This is a genomic window from Holdemanella sp. MSK.7.32 (assembly GCF_024460475.1).
Taxonomy (GTDB): domain Bacteria; phylum Bacillota_I; class Bacilli_A; order Erysipelotrichales; family Erysipelotrichaceae; genus Holdemanella.
In genome coordinates this window covers 1-18262 of the sequence record NZ_JANFYN010000048.1, presented here as the reverse complement: position 1 = coordinate 18262, position 18262 = coordinate 1, and the positions used below count along the sequence as shown (strand labels likewise).

16 protein-coding genes, 3 tRNA genes and 1 pseudogene are annotated in these 18262 nt (G+C 34.6%); 1 reads left to right on the top strand and 19 read right to left on the bottom strand.

Annotation, left to right across the window (positions count from 1 at the left end; all coding sequences use genetic code 11):
* The 17 genes from NE544_RS12345 to NE544_RS09995 form a co-directional block, all read right to left on the bottom strand.
* The coding region (locus NE544_RS12345; protein WP_370866107.1) for an ATP-binding domain-containing protein at positions 1–115 on the bottom strand (115 nt) is incomplete at its 3' end.
* Positions 116–238: 123 nt separating this feature from the next.
* On the bottom strand, positions 239–571 hold the full coding sequence (locus NE544_RS10065; protein ID WP_118116623.1) for a type II toxin-antitoxin system RelE/ParE family toxin: 333 nt from the start codon (positions 569–571) through the stop codon (positions 239–241).
* Positions 561–818 carry a type II toxin-antitoxin system Phd/YefM family antitoxin gene (locus tag NE544_RS10060; RefSeq protein ID WP_118116621.1) on the bottom strand — a complete coding sequence of 86 codons (258 nt, stop codon included), beginning with the start codon at positions 816–818 and terminating at the stop codon, positions 561–563. Before NE544_RS10060 ends, NE544_RS10065 begins: the two co-directional genes overlap by 11 nt.
* Positions 819–1091: 273 nt before the next feature.
* The gene (locus NE544_RS12340; RefSeq protein ID WP_370866106.1) at positions 1092–1319 is read right to left on the bottom strand and encodes a YcxB family protein; all 228 of its coding nucleotides are present in this window, start codon (positions 1317–1319) and stop codon (positions 1092–1094) included.
* A gap of 347 nt (positions 1320–1666) precedes the next feature.
* Positions 1667–3772 carry an ATP-dependent RecD-like DNA helicase gene (locus tag NE544_RS10055; protein WP_256269238.1) on the bottom strand — a complete coding sequence of 702 codons (2106 nt, stop codon included), beginning with the start codon at positions 3770–3772 and terminating at the stop codon, positions 1667–1669.
* Positions 3756–4916, bottom strand: coding sequence for a tRNA 2-thiouridine(34) synthase MnmA (gene mnmA / locus NE544_RS10050; RefSeq protein WP_227993390.1), 1161 nt, complete (start codon positions 4914–4916; stop codon positions 3756–3758). The genes NE544_RS10055 and mnmA overlap by 17 nt, the downstream gene beginning before the upstream one ends.
* Positions 4917–4992: 76 nt before the next feature.
* Positions 4993–5079 (bottom strand) — tRNA-Leu (locus tag NE544_RS10045).
* A 26-nt stretch (positions 5080–5105) separates the two neighbouring features.
* Positions 5106–5192 (bottom strand) — tRNA-Leu (locus tag NE544_RS10040).
* Between the two features lie 26 nt (positions 5193–5218).
* Positions 5219–5305 (bottom strand) — tRNA-Leu (locus tag NE544_RS10035).
* Positions 5306–5410: 105 nt separating this feature from the next.
* A complete protein-coding gene (locus NE544_RS10030) occupies positions 5411–6412 on the bottom strand; it encodes a type II toxin-antitoxin system antitoxin SocA domain-containing protein (protein WP_256269237.1) in 1002 nt (333 codons plus the stop codon).
* A 95-nt stretch (positions 6413–6507) separates the two neighbouring features.
* A complete protein-coding gene (locus NE544_RS10025) occupies positions 6508–6819 on the bottom strand; it encodes a hypothetical protein (protein WP_256269236.1) in 312 nt (103 codons plus the stop codon).
* 116 nt (positions 6820–6935) lie between these two features.
* On the bottom strand, positions 6936–7637 hold the full coding sequence (locus NE544_RS10020) for a biosynthetic peptidoglycan transglycosylase (protein ID WP_256269235.1): 702 nt from the start codon (positions 7635–7637) through the stop codon (positions 6936–6938).
* 52 nt (positions 7638–7689) lie between these two features.
* Positions 7690–8364, bottom strand: a complete 675-nt coding sequence (locus NE544_RS10015; RefSeq protein WP_117571290.1) for a UDP-N-acetylglucosamine pyrophosphorylase — start codon at positions 8362–8364, stop codon at positions 7690–7692.
* Between the two features lie 16 nt (positions 8365–8380).
* A complete protein-coding gene (locus NE544_RS10010; RefSeq protein WP_227993377.1) occupies positions 8381–8848 on the bottom strand; it encodes a metallophosphoesterase in 468 nt (155 codons plus the stop codon).
* Between the two features lie 8 nt (positions 8849–8856).
* Positions 8857–9897, bottom strand: coding sequence for a D-alanyl-D-alanine carboxypeptidase family protein (locus NE544_RS10005; protein WP_256269234.1), 1041 nt, complete (start codon positions 9895–9897; stop codon positions 8857–8859).
* A 35-nt stretch (positions 9898–9932) separates the two neighbouring features.
* On the bottom strand, positions 9933–11690 hold the full coding sequence (gene uvrC / locus NE544_RS10000; protein WP_256269233.1) for an excinuclease ABC subunit UvrC: 1758 nt from the start codon (positions 11688–11690) through the stop codon (positions 9933–9935).
* Between the two features lie 8 nt (positions 11691–11698).
* Complete coding sequence (locus NE544_RS09995) at positions 11699–14011, bottom strand: endonuclease MutS2 (RefSeq protein WP_256269232.1); 2313 nt, start codon at positions 14009–14011, stop codon at positions 11699–11701.
* A 63-nt stretch (positions 14012–14074) separates the two neighbouring features.
* Here NE544_RS09995 and rnhC point away from each other — a divergent pair, with 63 nt between their 5' ends.
* Positions 14075–14923: a ribonuclease HIII gene (rnhC, locus tag NE544_RS09990; RefSeq protein WP_256269231.1), complete on the top strand. Its 849-nt coding sequence runs from the start codon at positions 14075–14077 to the stop codon at positions 14921–14923.
* A 13-nt stretch (positions 14924–14936) separates the two neighbouring features.
* Here rnhC and NE544_RS09985 read toward each other — a convergent pair whose 3' ends face one another.
* Positions 14937–16844 carry a diguanylate cyclase domain-containing protein gene (locus tag NE544_RS09985; protein WP_256269230.1) on the bottom strand — a complete coding sequence of 636 codons (1908 nt, stop codon included), beginning with the start codon at positions 16842–16844 and terminating at the stop codon, positions 14937–14939.
* Positions 16845–16968: 124 nt separating this feature from the next.
* Positions 16969–18262: pseudogene (locus NE544_RS09980) on the bottom strand (hypothetical protein); the annotation flags it as partial.

Sequence of the window (18262 nt, the reverse complement as noted above, 5' to 3'; positions counted from 1 at the left end):
TATTGCCAATAATAAAAAGCTGTTTTTTAGCACGCGAGATTGCCGTATATAAAAGACGCTTTTCTAACATATTTTTCGCAATACAGAATACCATTTGATATTCATTACCAATCAAAAAAATGTGATAACGCTATGGAAGTGCCTTTAATAATTGGGTGTAAAAGTATAGATCATCCTCATTTTTGTCGATGGCATCCTTTAGTAGCTTCTGCTTAACCCGTGATAGGTGCATATATGATCAAATATCCAGCTTTTTAAGAATTGCATCCATATTCCGTTTGCCATATACAATACGTAGAATGTAAATTATTTTTTCTCCCATATCTGGAAGATAGTACATGATATAATTTCCAACAAGTTTCCTTCGCACATTTTCTACTTGTAAAAATTCATTATGTACAAGAGAACCACTTTCAGGAAAAGCTCTTGTTTCTTCAATATTATCCTGCAGCTTATCTACAAAATCAGATGCAGCCTGTGGATTTGCGAGTACAACTGCGATATACGAGACAATCCCATCTAAATCAGATTCTGCTCTTTTGGTCAACCGATATCCAAATTTAGATGCCATACTTGCTCCTTACATTAGAAATTGCAGTGTCTCCGTCTACGGTGTTTCCGGATTTTGCATCTTCCAAACCTTCCAAAATAGTTTTTGCTTCATACATCTTTCTCATAGTTTTTTCATAATAATCGATGTCCATAACAACCAATCTGCCATATCCATTCTTGGTTACGAATACTGGACCATTTTCTTCTGCACAGAGGCGTTCTACTTCAACTGTATTTTTCAAATCCCGCATTGGAATAATCTGCATAAAATCAGCTCCTTTCTTGTGGCTATATTATAACCTATATTTAGCCACACTCCAAGCAACTGTAAACTTTTCGTGAGCTATCATAACTAGAAACCTTTAGACTTCTATAGTTTAAAAGTAAAAGAAGTATGTCCAAATTTGAAATCATACTTCTTTTTTGTCCATGAAACAACAAAATCACTAAATAGTCAGATACCCTTTATTCATCGTTTCAAATAACTTTCGTACACTGCTTATCAAGAGTTCTTTAATAGAAACTTTCCATATCCAAAATTAATGGCATATTTCTTTTTGTTGAACATGAGTGCTCAAAAGTGAAATTAAACTCTCATAATCTTCTGGAGTTAAATTGCTTTTTTTCACCAATACTATTTTTTTAGTACTGGTTTGTAAATAAATATAATTTTTAAACACACACCACCATTGAAATGCGTCCCATTTATATTTACTTGTAACATACTCAGGTTCAAATATTGTTGTAACTCCATCTGAATCAAATATATACTCAATTGTTCCATTTTTTAAATTATCAAAGGCTTTATTTTGAATTACTTTAAAAACTAAATCCTATTCTAAATATATACTCACTTTTGCGAACCATATAAAGAATATGGCAAATGCTAGAAAAATTAATGTATATTCAATAAAACAGTCTAAAATAAAACGGTCTAAAAAAGTTCCTAGTGCAAAAAGCCCCATAATAAATGCTGCAAAATAACACAAGCCATTTGACCTATCTTTCTTTTTTTTGCAATCTTGGATGAGCCAAAATGATTTCTCTTATCACTTTAAATTCATCTGGACCAAAATCCGATTTTTTGGTTTTATTTTTTCAGTTACTTTTTTGCCTAAAAAATTTTTTCAGTTACTTCATTAATTCTTTCCTGCAATGATGTTTGACGAATACGCTTTAATTTTAAGCGCACCTGCGTTTCAAATAAGCTCTTATTGCCAATAATAAAAAGCTGTTTTTTAGCACGCGAGATTGCCGTATATAAAAGACGCTTTTCTAACATATTTTTCGCATTCACATCCACAATACAGAATACCGTCTGATATTCATTACCTTGAGATTTATGAACACTGATACACCATGCGTGTTTTAAGTAATATAGAAAGTCCGTTGAAAAATCAACAATCGTATTTGTGAAATCCACTGAAATCACATTCTGTTTTGAATCAATTTCAACAATCGTACCAATATCCCCATTGTAAACATCTTCATCCGGTAAATTCTTCAACAACATGACCTTATCGTTTTCACGAAAGATTGTTGTTCCTACCTTCATCTGATTCTTTTGTGGACTTTTTGGATTGAACAACACCTGCATCTGACGATTGATCTCATCAATGCCAGCAGCACCCTTATACATTGGTGCCAAGATCTGCATGGAATCTAGATCCATATCTTTGACATAATCGATTAGGGCATCCATGATTTTTGGCGTTGTTCTTTCAATAAACTCAACACCATCCTCATAATGACACGTAGTTTCTTCACGAATTTCTTTTGCCAAAGTCACGATTCCAGAACCACTTGACTGTCTAAAAATCTTCTTTAAATGGACCGTATCAATCACATCCGATTTAATTAGATCTTCTAACACCTTTCCAGGACCCACACTCTCTAACTGATCTTCATCACCAATTAAAAGAATGCGACAACGCTGTGGCAGTGCCTTTAATAATTGGGCAAACAAGTGTGTATCCACCATACTAAACTCATCCACAATAATGAAGTCGACATCTAATGGATCCTCTTCATTTTTGCCGAAGGAATTATCTTCTAAGTTCCACTGTAACAAGGAATGAATGGTTCTTGAATCACAATTTGAAAGTTGTGCAAGTCGCTTTGAAGCTCTTCCTGTTGGTGCACAAAGCTGAATCTTACTATCTGGATATACATCCTTACAAATTTCCAAGATTCCTTTTACCGTCGTTGTCTTACCAGTACCTGGACCACCCGTTAAAATCATGAACGAACGATCGAAGAACAATTGAATCGCATCCTTTTGTTCCTGATCATATGTAATGGCTAAACTAAACTCCACTTGTTTGATTTTTGATTCAACATCCACACTTTCCACTTCAAATAAATGATTTTTCAACTCTTTGGCAATCGTGACCTCATCTTCATGTAAAGTAAAAGGGTAGATTCGAGTATTTTCAACATACAAATATTGAAGTGAAACCAAACGATCAATACTTTCCTGAATCAAGGATTCATTTACACCACGTACATTTTGAAAGATTGTCGCAAATGTAATATATGTATTTCCAGTTGCCATAGATAGTTGTCTAGCCAACTCATAGATATAGGCATCTAATCTTCTTGGATCCTCATTGGATAAGCCTATGGCACTTGCCATCTTACAAGCGGTTTTATATCCAAAACCATACACTTCATAATAAGGTTTGAAACAATCCTCTTCAATCACATCCAACACATTATCATATGTGTCCAATAACATCTGAATCTGTCTTGGACTCAAGCCATACTTTAATAGCTTTGCATATGTCTCATTAAATCCTGTAAATTCTTGAATGCCCTTTTGAATAATCAATATCTTTTTGGCAGTCAAATTGGGCACTTCATGTAAAAGTTCTGGATTATTATGAATCTTCTCTAAACAATTCTCGCCAAGAGTCTCATAAATACTTTCGGCTGTTTTTTTACCAATCGTAGGAAAATTTTCACCACAAAGAAAATGAATGATCGCATCCGAATTATCTGGCAATTTCTTTTTAGCCATATCCACACGAAACTGCTCCCCATACTTAGGGTGTTTCACATATTCCCCCTGCAAAACATATTCTTGATCTTCGATTGGATTTTCAATTCTTCCCGCCGCTGTAAAATTATGATACGTCTTTAATTCTGAAAAACCAGCAACGACATAATGATTGGCTTTATTTTCAAATATGATATATTCAAGCCTAGCCTCGATGTCCATTGGCTGTCTCCATAATCAATTGATTTAAATTCTTGCCATCCTTGAAGACTTCTTCAATGACACCCCCACCAATGCACTTGTCACCATCGTAGAATACAGCTTCCTGTCCTTCTGTAACAGACGCAATCGTTTGTGGATATTTTACTAACACACTTGTATCATCCAATCTTTCGATTTCAATATCCTGATCTTTTTGACGATATCTAAATTTACAAGTACATTTTGTTGGAATCTCATCCAAACTTGGCAAGATCCAGTTGATTCCTTTTACAATACAAGAATCGGAATACAATAAATCTCTTTGGTCTGTACGGCATACATAAAGAATGTTCTTCACAACATCTTTTCCAACCACAAACCAAGGACCCTTTTCATGATCAATATTTAAACCTTTTCTTTGTCCAATCGTGTAATATAAAACGCCCACATGACGTGCAATGACTTTACCTGTATTCACATCTACAATGTCACCATCTTTACTAGGAAGATAGTTCGATAAGAATTGTCTGAAGTTTCTTTCTCCAATGAAACAAATACCCGTACTATCTTTCTTTGTCGCAACCGATTCTAAGTTTAATTCAGAAGCTATCTTACGAATTTCTGGTTTTTCTAAATTTGCCAAAGGAAAAATCGTTTTAGCCACCTTACTCTTTTCAACCTGACATAAGAAATATGTCTGGTCTTTATTCTGGTCTTTAGCACGTGTTAAATATGTAAAGCCATTCTCTTCCTCTTTGTTTGAAGCATAATGCCCTGTAGCCACCTTATCAAAACCTTGTTTCATGGCATATTCAAAAAATGAATCAAACTTAATATATTTATTACATAAAATATCTGGATTTGGCGTACGACCCTTTTCATATTCACTTAAGAACGTTTTAAATACGTTATCCCAATATTCTTCAATAAAATCAACACGCTGTAAAGGCAAATCCAAATGATTGGCAACTGCCAGCGCATCTAAATAATCCTGTTCCTGAGGACAAGTATCATCTTTGATTGTAGGATTTCCTGCAATATCATTATTCGCAAAACTATCCCAGTTACGCATAAAACAACAAGTCACATCATATCCTTGTTTCTTTAATAAATAAGCTGCAACGGCAGAATCTACACCACCACTTAATCCAACTAATACTTTCATATGTAATCCTCCAACTCAATCAAAATTATATCATAAAAAAAGATCAAGCCCGATAAACTTGATCAATAATTCAAAATGGTGCCCAGGGCCGGACTCGAACCGGCACGGTATCGCTACCGGTGGATTTTGAGTCCACTGCGTCTACCAATTTCACCACCCGGGCAAAAAACAAATATTTAATTTTAAAAATGGTGCCCAGGGCCGGACTCGAACCGGCACGGTATCGCTACCGGTGGATTTTGAGTCCACTGCGTCTACCAATTTCACCACCCGGGCAAAAAACAAATATTTAATTTTAAAAATGGTGCCCAGGGCCGGACTCGAACCGGCACGGTATCGCTACCGGTGGATTTTGAGTCCACTGCGTCTACCAATTTCACCACCCGGGCATTGCTTAACTATTATACCAAAAGATAGAATGCCATGCAAGGATTTTTTAAAAAAAGCCACTAGAAATTCTATCGACACAAAAAAATGCATCCTAAACAGATGCATCAAATAATATTACTTAAGTTTAATATATATTTGTTAATGTTTTCTTCTTTTGAAATATCATATTCATTTATTAATTCATGAAAATATTCTTTAATCGTTTCCTTCGAAATTATTTCGTTGGAAGGTACATTGTCACTATAGCCATTACGCGCAAATAACCAAGGACTTTCTTTATGCGTTGTTTTTTCTAAAATTTTACCACCATATTGACCAAATGTATTCACCACTAAATCTATAATATATTTATCTTTATCATCCAAATACTTTTTGTACCCTTCAAACATTACAAACTTCGGATCATCAATCACATTATACCTAAAATGTTTAAAAATATTATATACATCTTTATATACAGGTCCATGCACCCATGCCTCACAATTTTCTATAAACATTTCTCTATCATTTAACGCAAACGAAAATCCCTGTATATAATACAACAGCTTTTGAAGCATTAACGGTGTCACTTCATCCATTCTTTCAAAAATATAGGATATAACACCAATCATTTTATTCGAAACAGTAAATATATTTTTTAACTCGTTTACTTTCGTCATAGACTTTTTGAAGGCACTCATCGCAATTTTATCTTTATTTTCGAGCATTTTTTGTTCCATATATTCAGGAGAAAACAATGCATTACGAATCACATCTGAATATTCTTTAGATGGAACCTGTCCTAATAGATAGCGAGTAATCGTTATTTCACCAAATCCTAATACGATTGATAAAGGTGCCTTGCCAATATTATAGAGCTTCATTAAAGTATAAATATCCTCAATAGTCACTAAATCCTTTAATTTCCTATATTGTTCATCGACTTCACGTACATTTAAATCAATAATACCAGGAACACTCATGAATTCACCACATCGATCACAAATAGCACAAGTAATTTCAAAAGTTAATTCTTCACCGCGAATCATCTTTTTCACCAACTTCTTCTGTAATGTATAAGATGTGACATCCCTGCACTCTACACAAAATCCTGTTTCTCTTTGCATACAATACTGCCTCCTTTTTATATGTTATCGAAAATAATAAACGAGTGGATACTTTTGTTTATGAAATGATATGACGATCACAAATTTGTTTTCAATCATATTAAACTTGATGTATAAAGGAACCACTTCACTTTTTTTTCATACCTCTTCATTAAAGAAATCTCTTTTCCAAAGATATATAGCCATTCATGTTGAAATTGAACATGTTTATTTTGAACTTTTTCACAGAAATCATCTTCTGTTAAATCTAATAATATGATCTTAATTCGCTCTTCATCAATTAAATACTCATCAAGCAACGATAAATTTGTCATTCTGTTTGAATTTAACGCAATACAAAATTTATTCTGAACTATCAATTTCTTTGCTCTACTGAGATAATCAGCAATTTCTGATTTATCAATCAAGATTTTCACCTCCAAGAAAATGATGGCATTTTTGATTATTCCTATCATAATCATATCATGTGATAGTATTTTGTCAATATTCTATCATCACAAAGCAAACAAAAAAAATGCATCCATTAAACAGATGCATTATAATATGTCGCAATATCACTTTCTGAAATATAGCCACACTCAGCCATCGCCTTTAATACGGCATATTGTTTTTGTTTGGCTTGGGCAAAATGATAAACTAATTCATAATTGTTTGGCGATTGGGGAATTCCTGCAAGTAAAGAAGCCTGAGCTATGGTCAGATCTTCTGGATCTGTATCAAAATAACCATAACTTGCTTCATAGATACCAGTATAGTTATTTCCATAATTGATCACATTCACATATAGGGCAATGATTTCATTTTTAGAATAATGCTTCTCCAAATAACGAGCTACAAATAATTCTGTACTTTTACGATCCCACGTACCATCAAACATACCATATAAATTTTTAGCCAATTGCTGCGTAATCGTAGAACCACCACTCTTTAATAGATCATCATCAAATTGGGATACAAGTGCACGCATAAGCCCAATATAATCAACGCCTCCATGATCATAAAAACGACGATCTTCTATTGCCACCGTTGCTCGTACGAGTTCAGGTGATAAATCATCATATCCGACAAAAGTAGATCTAGATGTGACTTCACTTACCACATCATCCACAGATTGAGATTGCGTTAATTCTAAATAACCCCAATATCCTTTACCAAAAAAGATGCCTACAAAGGCAATAATCAAGATTAATAATAATTTAAATATAAACTTAACAAACTTTTTCATATCTAAACATTAACATAAGAAAAAGAACTTGTAAAATTACAAGTTCGTAAGATTAATCCTTTAAAGTCACGTGTGAAGCATCTTTAAAGATTGAATTTGCCGCAATCTGACCACGCACACGAGATAGTGGATATACATTTGTGTGTGGACCAATAATCGTTCCTGGACAAAGTACAGAGTTACATCCAACTTCTACATAGTCACCCATAAAGGCACCAATTTTTCTTAACCCTGTTTCAAATTCTTCAACCACATTATAATTTTCATCTTTTCTTCTTAAGATGATATTGTCACGAGCACTCTTTAAATTACTTGTGATACCCCCAGCACCCAAGTGAGAATGATATCCAAGAATACTATCTCCTACATAGTTGTAGTGAGGTGTTTCTACATTGTCAAATAAAATACAGTTCTTTAATTCCACACTATTTCCAACCACGCAGTTTGCGCCCACCAAAGCACTTCCACGTACAAAGGCACAATGACGAACCTCTGTTTCAGGACCAATGATGCATGGAGCTCCTAGATATGCACTTTCAAAGACATTGGCACTCTTGTGTACCCATACATGTTCTTTGACTTCCACATAATCTTCTCCTAAGTTTTTACCTAGTTCTAAAATCAAGTCTTTGATTCCCGACAAAGCTTGCCAAGGATATTCAAACTTTGCTAAATAATCCTTTGCCAAAGTATGATCTAAATCATATAATTCGCTTATTTTGTACATAAAACTTCCCTCTTTCTTACCACTCAGGCTCAAATTTGAATTCAACCTGAACGTCATCTTCATTTATATCTAAAATCGCATAGCTACATGGCTTTCCATCTCTAGAATGCGATAAAGATCCTGGATTTACTAATGTAACACCATCGACACGATCTAAAAAGGATACGTGTGTATGTCCAAAGCATACAATGTCACAATTCAATTCTTTAGCACGATTCACCAATTGTTCACTTCTTAAAAAATATGAGAACCGATGAGAATGTGTTACATAAATTTGATGTTTACCAATCGGTATGATTCTTTCATTTTCAAAACGACCAAAATAATCATTGTTTCCACGCACAATGATATAGCCCGGATAATTCATCGGATCATCCTCTAAATCACCACAATGAATAAACAATTTCGCGTTTGGATGTTTTTCCTGGATCGTTTTTAATATATCGTTTCTTCCATGAGAATCACTCACAACAACTATTTCCATAAAGTCTTTTACTCCAATTCATCCGGAAATGACATTTGTTCCATGCCCTTACCGCTATCATGCATGATTTTTGCGGTTTTTACACCCACATAACGAAGCATAAAAGGCTGATACCAATGTCCCGTCTTCTTTTCTTGTTCTTGTTGGTAACGAACTACAAAACCATAGCGATACGCATTTTCTTCAATCCATTCCATACGCTTTTTACTTTCTTCAGACAATTCTTCTTCGACTTTTGAATAATCATATTCATCATCGACATATTGCCTGCATAGATTGATCCATTCATCCTGACCCTCTAAAACGATCGTATACCCGAGTTGCTGCTCATTTTTACCGGCACTAAACATATAGCGGTCAACACCCTCATATTCTTTGGATGCGTTGACATATTGATCTAGAATTTGTTCATAATTCAAATAACCACTGACCAAATTCAAATGATCCTGCCCATCCATAACAGACGCATACGAATCTAACATATTCGTTAGATCTTCGACCATACATGTTTGAACTAAGATCGTATTAAATGTCGTAATCTTTTCTGGTATATACTTATATACCGTATTTTCCTGATTTAATACGGCATACGGATTGGTTGGATCAGCAATCAATCTTAAATCTGAATATAATACAGCTTCGTTTTCATAGAACGTCGTTAAATCAATATATGAATAGTGCATCAACAATTGTTTTAAAGAATCATACGAAAAATTTTTTCGAAAACGATTCACAAAATTGACGATATATTCATTATCTGCATCCTGCGTTTCCTTGGCTTCTTTATAATATAACGTATTTTTTAAATTGAAATCTTTCAACTCTATAAAATCCATAAATTTATCCGGTGAAATATGTTGATTTACCAAATAATCAATATCATCACTATCTAGATATTTTAATAAAACATCACGATTTTCATCGGTCGTATACGGATATCGAGCTAAAGGATCATACGATTTATCCATGGTATATAGACAATATAAGCCCACCGCTAGACAAACCACAATCAATAAAATACGTGCTCGCAATTCTTTTTTACTAATCAAAATAAGTACCTCACGCACCCCATTATACTAGACTATTAAATCTCATGCAAACGAGCATATAGAATCTTAGCCACATCTTCTGGAATCACTTCACTCAATTGTTCTACACTCGCAAGACGCATCTGCTTCATGCTTTTAAAATGCTTCAACAATTCCTTTTTACGCTTAGGCCCAATACCGCTCACCGTATCCAATACAGATTTTGTCATAGACTGATCTCGAAGTTTTCTATGATACGAAATCGCAAAGCGATGCACTTCATCCTGCATACGTGTTAATAAGAAGAATAAGCTCGACTTGGAATCAATGGGAATTTCATTTAAATTTACATCCATCAATGCTCTTGTCGCATGCTTATCATCCTTTACAAGTCCTGCTACTCTTAAATCAAGCTGCAACATATCTATAATTTCTTTGGCCGCCGCAATCTGTGCAGCACCACCATCCACCAACAATAAATCTGGCATCGGTAGATGTTCTTTCAACAATCGAAAGTATCTTCGATAAATGACTTCTTTCATACTGTCCACATCACTGCGATACCCATCTAATTTATAATGACGATATGAATTCTTATCGGGTAAGCCATCCTTAAAGACAACCAAACCACTCACATTAAACGTACCTTGGATGTGGGAGTTATCAAACATTTCTACCGTATGAATATCCGCATTGAATATTTTTGACAACATTTCATTGGCCTGACGCAACTCATTATCCTTACGAAATACCAGTTTAAACTTCTGTTCATGTGCTTCCTTGGCATTTTTATAAACCAAATCAATCAGCTTCTTTTTTTCACCACGAACCGGAATATGCACATTCGTATTTAAAGCTTCCTTTAAAACATCCACTGGCGTTCCAGACGGCACCAAAATTTCTTTTGGCACCACATTTTTTTCATAATACTGCATGATAAAGCTAGTAAAGGCATCCATCTCATCTTCATACAACGGTGTAATTGACATATTTCTTTCCAATAATTTTCCTTGACGAATAAAGAAACCTTGAAAAGAAATGTATCCAGAATCCACATAATATCCAAATACATCACGATTCGCACGATCTTTAAAGTCAATCGTCTGTTTTTCAATGACATGCTCTAAGGCTTGGATCGTATTATAGATTTCCTGCGCTTTTTCAAACTGCAAGTTTTCACTGGCCTCCATCATTTTAGCCTGCAAAGAATCCATCACCTCTTTGGTGTCTCCCTGCAAAAACTTCTTAATTTTTTTACGCGTCATTTCGTTTTCCTTAGGATCAATCTCATGAATACAAGGTCCTAGACATTGGTGCATGTGATAGTACAAACACGGAGAATCTGGAATATGACGACATTTACGTACACAAAAGATCTGATTAATCAATCTCACAATTTCATAAGCCGATTGGCTACTTGGATACGGCCCAAAATATTCACTCTTTTTATTTTTGATATTTCGTGTTGTACGTACCACAAAATTATTCTCTTTTGTGATCTCAATATATGGATATGTCTTATCATCCATAAACATGATATTGTAAGGTGGCGTATGTTTTTTTATTAAATTGATTTCTAATAATAAAGCCTCTTTTTCACTGCCCGTCACGATAAATTCAAAATCACGAATGTGCGACACTAAACGCGTCGTCTTATTGTTGTGGGTACCATGAAAATAAGAACGCACACGATTCTTTAATACTTTGGCCTTACCCACATACAATATATTCTGATTTTCATCTTTCATGATGTAACATCCAGGAGAATCTGGAAGTAAGGCTAATTTATCTTGTAGATGTTTAGAAACACTCATTTTATCCCCTACTTTAATATAACGATCGTCGCACCAAGTCCACCTTCACTTGGACCGGCACTGTTAAACTTAGAAACATTTGGCTGTTTCTTTAAATCCTTCCAAACGGCTGTACGCAAAGCACCCGTACCCATACCATGAATGATACGTACTTGTTTAATGTGTTTAACGACAGCTTGATCTAAATATTTATCTAAAGCAGCAATACCTTCTTCAACACGCATTCCAATTAGATTCAACTCCAAAGGAAAACGACTGGATACCGATTCTACATGCGCTTTATAAGTTGCTTTCTTGATTTGTGGCTTATGCATAGGCTCCAACTTCGAAATTTTCACCTTCATCTTCATACCATTCGTTAAAACGGTAGCTTCATTTCTTCGAATATCCACAATTTCACCATGCGAATTCAAGCCTGTGATTTTTACATAATCACCAACCTTAAATTCTTTCTTATCGTCTTCAACTTCTTCAACATGCTCATTTAAAAGATCCAGTTCATGCATCTTTTCAATCTGCTTATGCTGCTTACCCGTCTTTTCTTTACGAAGCACAGTTAAGATTTCTTTGGCCTCTGCCTTTTTCTTTTCGAGCATCTCATTCAATTGTTCCTGATACGATGCATCCAATTGGGCCTTACGCTTTTCGATTTCTTTTTCTTTTTCGTAAGCCTCCTTTTGAACGCGGTGCGCATCTTCAATCAATTGATTAAAACGCTCCTTTTGTTTCAAGACATCATTTTGAAGTTTTTCTAATTTCTCCAATTCTTTTTCTGTCTGCTTTTCATTTTCATTCTTTAAAAAATCCGCTCTTTCTAAAATGGACTCTTCTAAATTGTATTCTCTGGCAATATGAAAGGCATAACTTGCTCCAGATACACCAGGAATATATTTATAGGTTGGCTTTAATGTTTCTGGATTAAACTCAACACTCGATACTAATACAGAATCATTCGCTTTTCCATATGTTTTTACCTGCGAATAGTGAGTTGAAGTAATGATTGTACTTCTTTTTGAAATCAAATACTCCAAAATCGCAACCGCAAGACTGGCTCCTTCTAATGGATCAGTACCATTTCCAATTTCATCCAATAAGATAAAACTATTCTCATCGCTTTTCTGACAAATATGAGAAAGACGAGAAATATGACTTGAGAAAGTCGATAAGTTATTTTCAATGGACTGATGATCTCCAATGTCAAAATACATCGATTGATAGAATGGTAAAATGGCTTTATGACATAATACGGGAAAGGCTGCATGGGCCAAAGCTACAAAGAGTCCCATTGTCTTTAATGTGACTGTCTTACCTCCCATGTTTGGTCCTGAAATCATAAGGCAAGCTTGTTTATCATTTAATTCATATGTGTTACAAACCACTTTCTTTTCATCAATCAAAGGATGTTTGGCATGTTCTAAATACATGGAGTGATCTCTTGATTGTAAAGATGGAATGCATCCATCATAGCGTACTGCCCATTTTGCCTTTGTGAAAGCTACATCGATTACAGTTAATGTTTCTAATGCCGAAGTTAAAGACAACGCATTTTTCTTAACTTGCATCGACAATTCCTTACAAATTCGTTTCTTTTCTTCTTCAATACGAATCATCAAAGAAGAAATCTCATTATTATCAGCTACAAAGCTGGATGGTTCAACATAATAGGCAAGTCCTGAACTGGATTGTCCATGAATCATACCGCCAAAGGCATTCTTGTCTTGGGCACGAACCAAGACAACAACACGTCCAGATACAGTTGTCGTCATATTTTCCATCAATTTTGAACTGTTCTTCTTTAAAAACTGCCTTGATTTTGATTGTAATGCTAAGCGCGTATCTACCAACGCCTTATGCATACTTTTTAATGCGGGAGTCGCATCTTCTTTAACCGATCCTGTTAGATCAATCTTTGAAATGATTGAATCCATCAAACGTGTACATCCATCCATAGATTGAGCTAAATTTGTCAGTTCTGGATAATCCGATGAATCCAAGCTTTGTTTGGCTTGTTTGACAGCCGTTAAAAAATGGTAGATCGAAATCAATTCTTTACTTGTTAGTGTCATCTGTTTCGAAGCTTTTGAGACTGGTAAAGAAATATCATTTGCTCCTGATAAAGAAAGTAAGCCTCCGGCTTGTTCAAACTGAATGGCTTCTTTGGCATAGTTTAATTGTTCTTGTATTTCTAATTTATCAAATACAGGCAACGCATTTAAAATCTTATCTTTGGCGCAAGAAAAGCTAGAAAACGCAGAAATCTGTGTTAATACACTTGAAAAATCAATGGCCTGGTTTAATTCGTTTCTAAAATTTTGTTCCATAAAATACTCCGTTCTCACCTATTTTAACACAAAATTTATGGTAAACTAAATAAGGTGATTAAAATGGCAACATTGACAAAGAATATGACAAAAGAAGAGATCTTTCAATTAAAAAATCGATTATCTCCATTTATATTAAAAGAAAGTACACCACAGTATACGTACTATCAAATCAAAACGAAAGAATGTTCGATTACGGCATATACAAGTGGTAAAGTTGTATTTCAGGGAGCCGATCTTTCTTGGTTAGAACCGAAACAAACGCATAGTGAAGCACAAGATCAAGCGGGCAGCGATGAAGTGGGTACTGGTGATTATTTTGGTCCAGTTGTAGTGGCTAGCTGCATTGTCACAAAAGAGGCTCGTAAAAAACTTGCACATCTTGGCATTCAAGATTCAAAGCAGGTGGACGATGTAAAGATTCGTAAGCTTGCACCTATCATTAAGGAAGTGTGTCCACATAGTATTTTGATTGTTCCCAATTCAAAATATAATGACATGCATGATACTTGTAATATGGTGGATATGAAGTGTCGTCTGCATAACCAGGCTTATGTAAATTTGGTACATAAAGGATATACGCTTCCTAAGCAGATTGTTATTGATCAGTTTGTGCAAGAAAAAAGTTACTATCGCTACTTACAAGGCTTTCCTGAAGTCATTCGGGGTATCACATTTGAAACCAAGGCCGAAAACAAATACCTGGCAGTAGCTTGTGCGAGTATCCTGGCAAGAAATGCCTTTCTAGAAACGTGGGATCTTATGGAAGAAAAATATGATTTCAAATTTGAGAAGGGTGCCGGAAGCAAAGTGGATGTGTGCGGCAAGAAATTCGTACAAAAATTTGGAAAAGAAAAGCTTTACCAAGTGGCAAAGCTTCATTTCAAAAACACACAGAAGATTGGAGTTTAATTTCCAATCTTTTTTATCGTCTTCTTCGATCATTTTCAGCTAAAGAATAATAACGCTTTTTATCTTCATACATCTTTTGATCGGCTTCTTGTAAAGTTTCAGATAGATTTGGACAAGTTTCTTTCCATACACAACCTGTCGCAACACTGATTTCTAGTTCCTTCATTCGTTTCAATAATTTTGCATATTGATCAAAGAATAAGAGTTCGGATACATCTTGTTCAATGACCACAAACTCATCTCCACCTACACGATAGGAATTATCTAAGAAGATTTCTTGTAGAGCATAGGATGCCGAAATAATGAGTGTATCTCCTGCGATATGTCCCATTTTATCATTGATTTCTTTAAGTCCATTTAAATCTAAGTAAATAACACCTAAAGAATGGAGTTCTTTGTTTCTATTTTGTTCTATATATTCATTAAAGTGATTGCGGTTTTGTGCATAAGTTAAAGAATCTACATAACTTAAATTCTTTAATTTTGTCTTCTCTTTTTCTCTTTCCATAGCCGTTTTAATAAAGAAACATAAAGATTCTAAGAAATCTTTTTGGTAGTAATTCTGTTTTGGATTGTCTACCGCAAAAACACCTTTGATTTGTTTATGATCCATAAACGGTACAACTATAATACTATGAATCTTTTGTTGCATAAAACTCGCATAAATTGGACTTGTATAAGGTATTTCATGAGTCACATCTTCTATATAATAAGATTTTTGATTTTCAAAGAATTGATTGATTAAATCTGTATGTTCTAAACACAATCGAACCATATTTTCAATGTGAATATCATCATGTCGTTTTCCATATTCAAAGATGCCATTTACCTTTTTATTGTCCATATCCAAATCTAATACGTAACACCTTTCAGCTTGATAAAACTCACAAATGATCCGAAGGATTTCATCAATGGTACTTTCTTTGTACAAATCATTCGATAATTTTCGAACACATTGAATTAATGTATTGGATACATTTAAATCTTCCGTGAGTTCATTCGATTTTTTAGAAATTCTGCGAACTTTTGTGATATAGAATCCACAATACAATAAGAGAATCAAAATTTCACAGATGACCCTGATCATATAATTGTTCTTTAATGTCAATACACTCGCAAAAGCATCCTCTTCATTTACCAAAACTAAAAGTTCCCAATTGTATACTCCAACTGGTCTATAAACAAGATATTTCTTTTCGCCATTTTTTTCAAAAGCGACAACACCAGATTTTAAAGAATGAATTTGTTTCAAAACATTCTTTTTTGGCGACAATATTTTAAAATCCGTATCTGAAGCAATATTATCAATATTCATATCTTGATTATCCATCACAACCTGTCCATCAGTTGTATCAATAATTGAGTTGTGTGTCTTTCCATTCAATATTTTTGTATAAAACTGATCATCCAATGTGTCACATTGAAGTACTCCTACTAAATAAGCGACTACCGTTTCATTTTGTAGAATAGGCACGTAATAATTCACACTTCGTTTATTTGTCAAAGTATCTGTATGAACTCGATCCATATATTCCGCAGTTGAATTTAACACTAAAAATTCATTAGTATAAATTTGTTGAACCTCATCATGCATTGTATATAACGTATTATTCTTCATCAACAAATCAACACGTTCAAACAAAGATACATCTTCAAAAGTACTCAGTCGATCTTTATATTCTTCATATGTAGGTAAATGGTCTTCATTTGAGAAATCTTTTCCAATCAAGCGTAAATAATTCAAATCATCATTTACACGATTTTTAATACTTTGAACCATGGTTTCACTCGCATTTTCTAACCGGTTAAAACATTCCTCTTCTTCTTGTCTTAAACTAATATTGTATGTTGCGACAGTCAATGCCAGTATCAAGACCATAACTACAAGCGTAGGCATTAACTGCGTTAATTGTTTTTTCATAACTGTTTCCTTTACATTCACTATTGATTATATACCTTATGAACGAATGTTTACAACAAGAAAAATAACCAACACCAAAAAGGAGTAGCACTAGGCTACCCCTTTGTGTGATTATTGACTTTCATTAAGCTTGTTGTGCTTCTTCTTCATCATCGTCATCAACGTTTTTCCATTTACGTCCTACGAAGAATACTACGATTTGTACGAATCCAATAACAACCATCCAAATTGTCCATTGATCTGTCCAAGTCCAACGAAGACTTAAGTCTTCTGTTACTAGGAAGAATACAACAGATAGGATTGCGATTAGAACTGCAAGTACGCGAGTGAATGCACCACGTTTCTTTTCTTGTTCGTTAGATTCATCATCGTTATTTGTTTGTTGTTTTGTTTCATCATCATCTTCTTCGTCATCTTCAGATTTATGACGTTTAGAAATCAACAATAATAATCCGAATAATACGGTTACGATTGCACAAATCAAGTTGATTAATGCCCAGAATTTCTCTGGTCTAGCCTTAGGCGTCTTTTCCTTTTCAACCTTTTCTTCCTTAGGCTCAGCCTTAGGCGTCTTTTCCTTCTTAACTTCCTCTTGTGGAGTTAAAGCAGGAACTACTTGTTGAATGTATCGAGGTGTTACTGGAGGAGGACTTACTGGAGTTGGTGGAGTTACAGGAGCCGGAGCTGCTGTAATTGTTAATGTACCAACAACCTTAGTAATATCGTAGTTAGAAGCTAATGTCTTTTCATTTAATTTGTATTCAAATGCGTTTGCACTATTTCCAACACTTGTTTGAGTTCCAGTTACCTCATAAGAAGCACCTTCCCCTTCTACAAATCCATCACCACTGACTGTGATTGAAGTATTCGTCAATGCTTGACCATCATAAGTCTTACTTACAGTTGCACTTGTCAATGTTACTAAACGCTTAGTAATCTTGTACGTCTTAGTGAATGATCCACTGTAGTTACCTAATCCAGAAACCTTAATAGTTACTGTACCAGCATTTACTAAATCATCACTATATACTACTGTGTAATCCTTATTTGCGATTAAATCTTTACCAGTCTTAGTATCTTTAACCGTTAATACTTCTCTGTGTTCTTGACCATCATACTTAGAATCCTTTGGATCACTTACTGTAATACCTGTCTTCTTATCATCTGGAGTATTAGGCTCATCAGGAATAATAGACTTAGACTTTACAGTTAATTCACCGATAGATTCTTTTTCAAGTTTGTAGTTTGTCTCAATAGCTGATCCATTCCACTTCAAACTATACGTATTCTTTGAAGTACCTTCATCCGTTCGACTACCAGTAGCAGTAAATTCTATTGTTTCACCAGAAACAATACCCTCTACCTTACCACCAGCTGTTAATGCAGTTCCATCATAAACCTTCTTTGCAGAATCTGTT

Excerpts from the sequence above, each read along its gene's own strand:
- NE544_RS10065 (WP_118116623.1), bottom strand. The coding sequence starts at position 571 with ATGGCATCTAAATTTGGATATCGGTTGACCAAAAGAGCAGAATCTGAT.
- NE544_RS10060 (WP_118116621.1), bottom strand. The coding sequence starts at position 818 with ATGCAGATTATTCCAATGCGGGATTTGAAAAATACAGTTGAAGTAGAA.
- NE544_RS10055 (WP_256269238.1), bottom strand. The coding sequence starts at position 3,772 with ATGGACATCGAGGCTAGGCTTGAATATATCATATTTGAAAATAAAGCC.
- mnmA (WP_227993390.1), bottom strand. The coding sequence starts at position 4,916 with ATGAAAGTATTAGTTGGATTAAGTGGTGGTGTAGATTCTGCCGTTGCA.
- NE544_RS10030 (WP_256269237.1), bottom strand. The coding sequence starts at position 6,412 with ATGCAAAGAGAAACAGGATTTTGTGTAGAGTGCAGGGATGTCACATCT.
- NE544_RS10020 (WP_256269235.1), bottom strand. The coding sequence starts at position 7,637 with ATGAAAAAGTTTGTTAAGTTTATATTTAAATTATTATTAATCTTGATT.
- NE544_RS10015 (WP_117571290.1), bottom strand. The coding sequence starts at position 8,364 with ATGTACAAAATAAGCGAATTATATGATTTAGATCATACTTTGGCAAAG.
- NE544_RS10010 (WP_227993377.1), bottom strand. The coding sequence starts at position 8,848 with ATGGAAATAGTTGTTGTGAGTGATTCTCATGGAAGAAACGATATATTA.
- uvrC (WP_256269233.1), bottom strand. The coding sequence starts at position 11,690 with ATGAGTGTTTCTAAACATCTACAAGATAAATTAGCCTTACTTCCAGAT.
- NE544_RS09995 (WP_256269232.1), bottom strand. The coding sequence starts at position 14,011 with ATGGAACAAAATTTTAGAAACGAATTAAACCAGGCCATTGATTTTTCA.
- rnhC (WP_256269231.1), top strand. The coding sequence starts at position 14,075 with ATGGCAACATTGACAAAGAATATGACAAAAGAAGAGATCTTTCAATTA.
- NE544_RS09985 (WP_256269230.1), bottom strand. The coding sequence starts at position 16,844 with ATGAAAAAACAATTAACGCAGTTAATGCCTACGCTTGTAGTTATGGTC.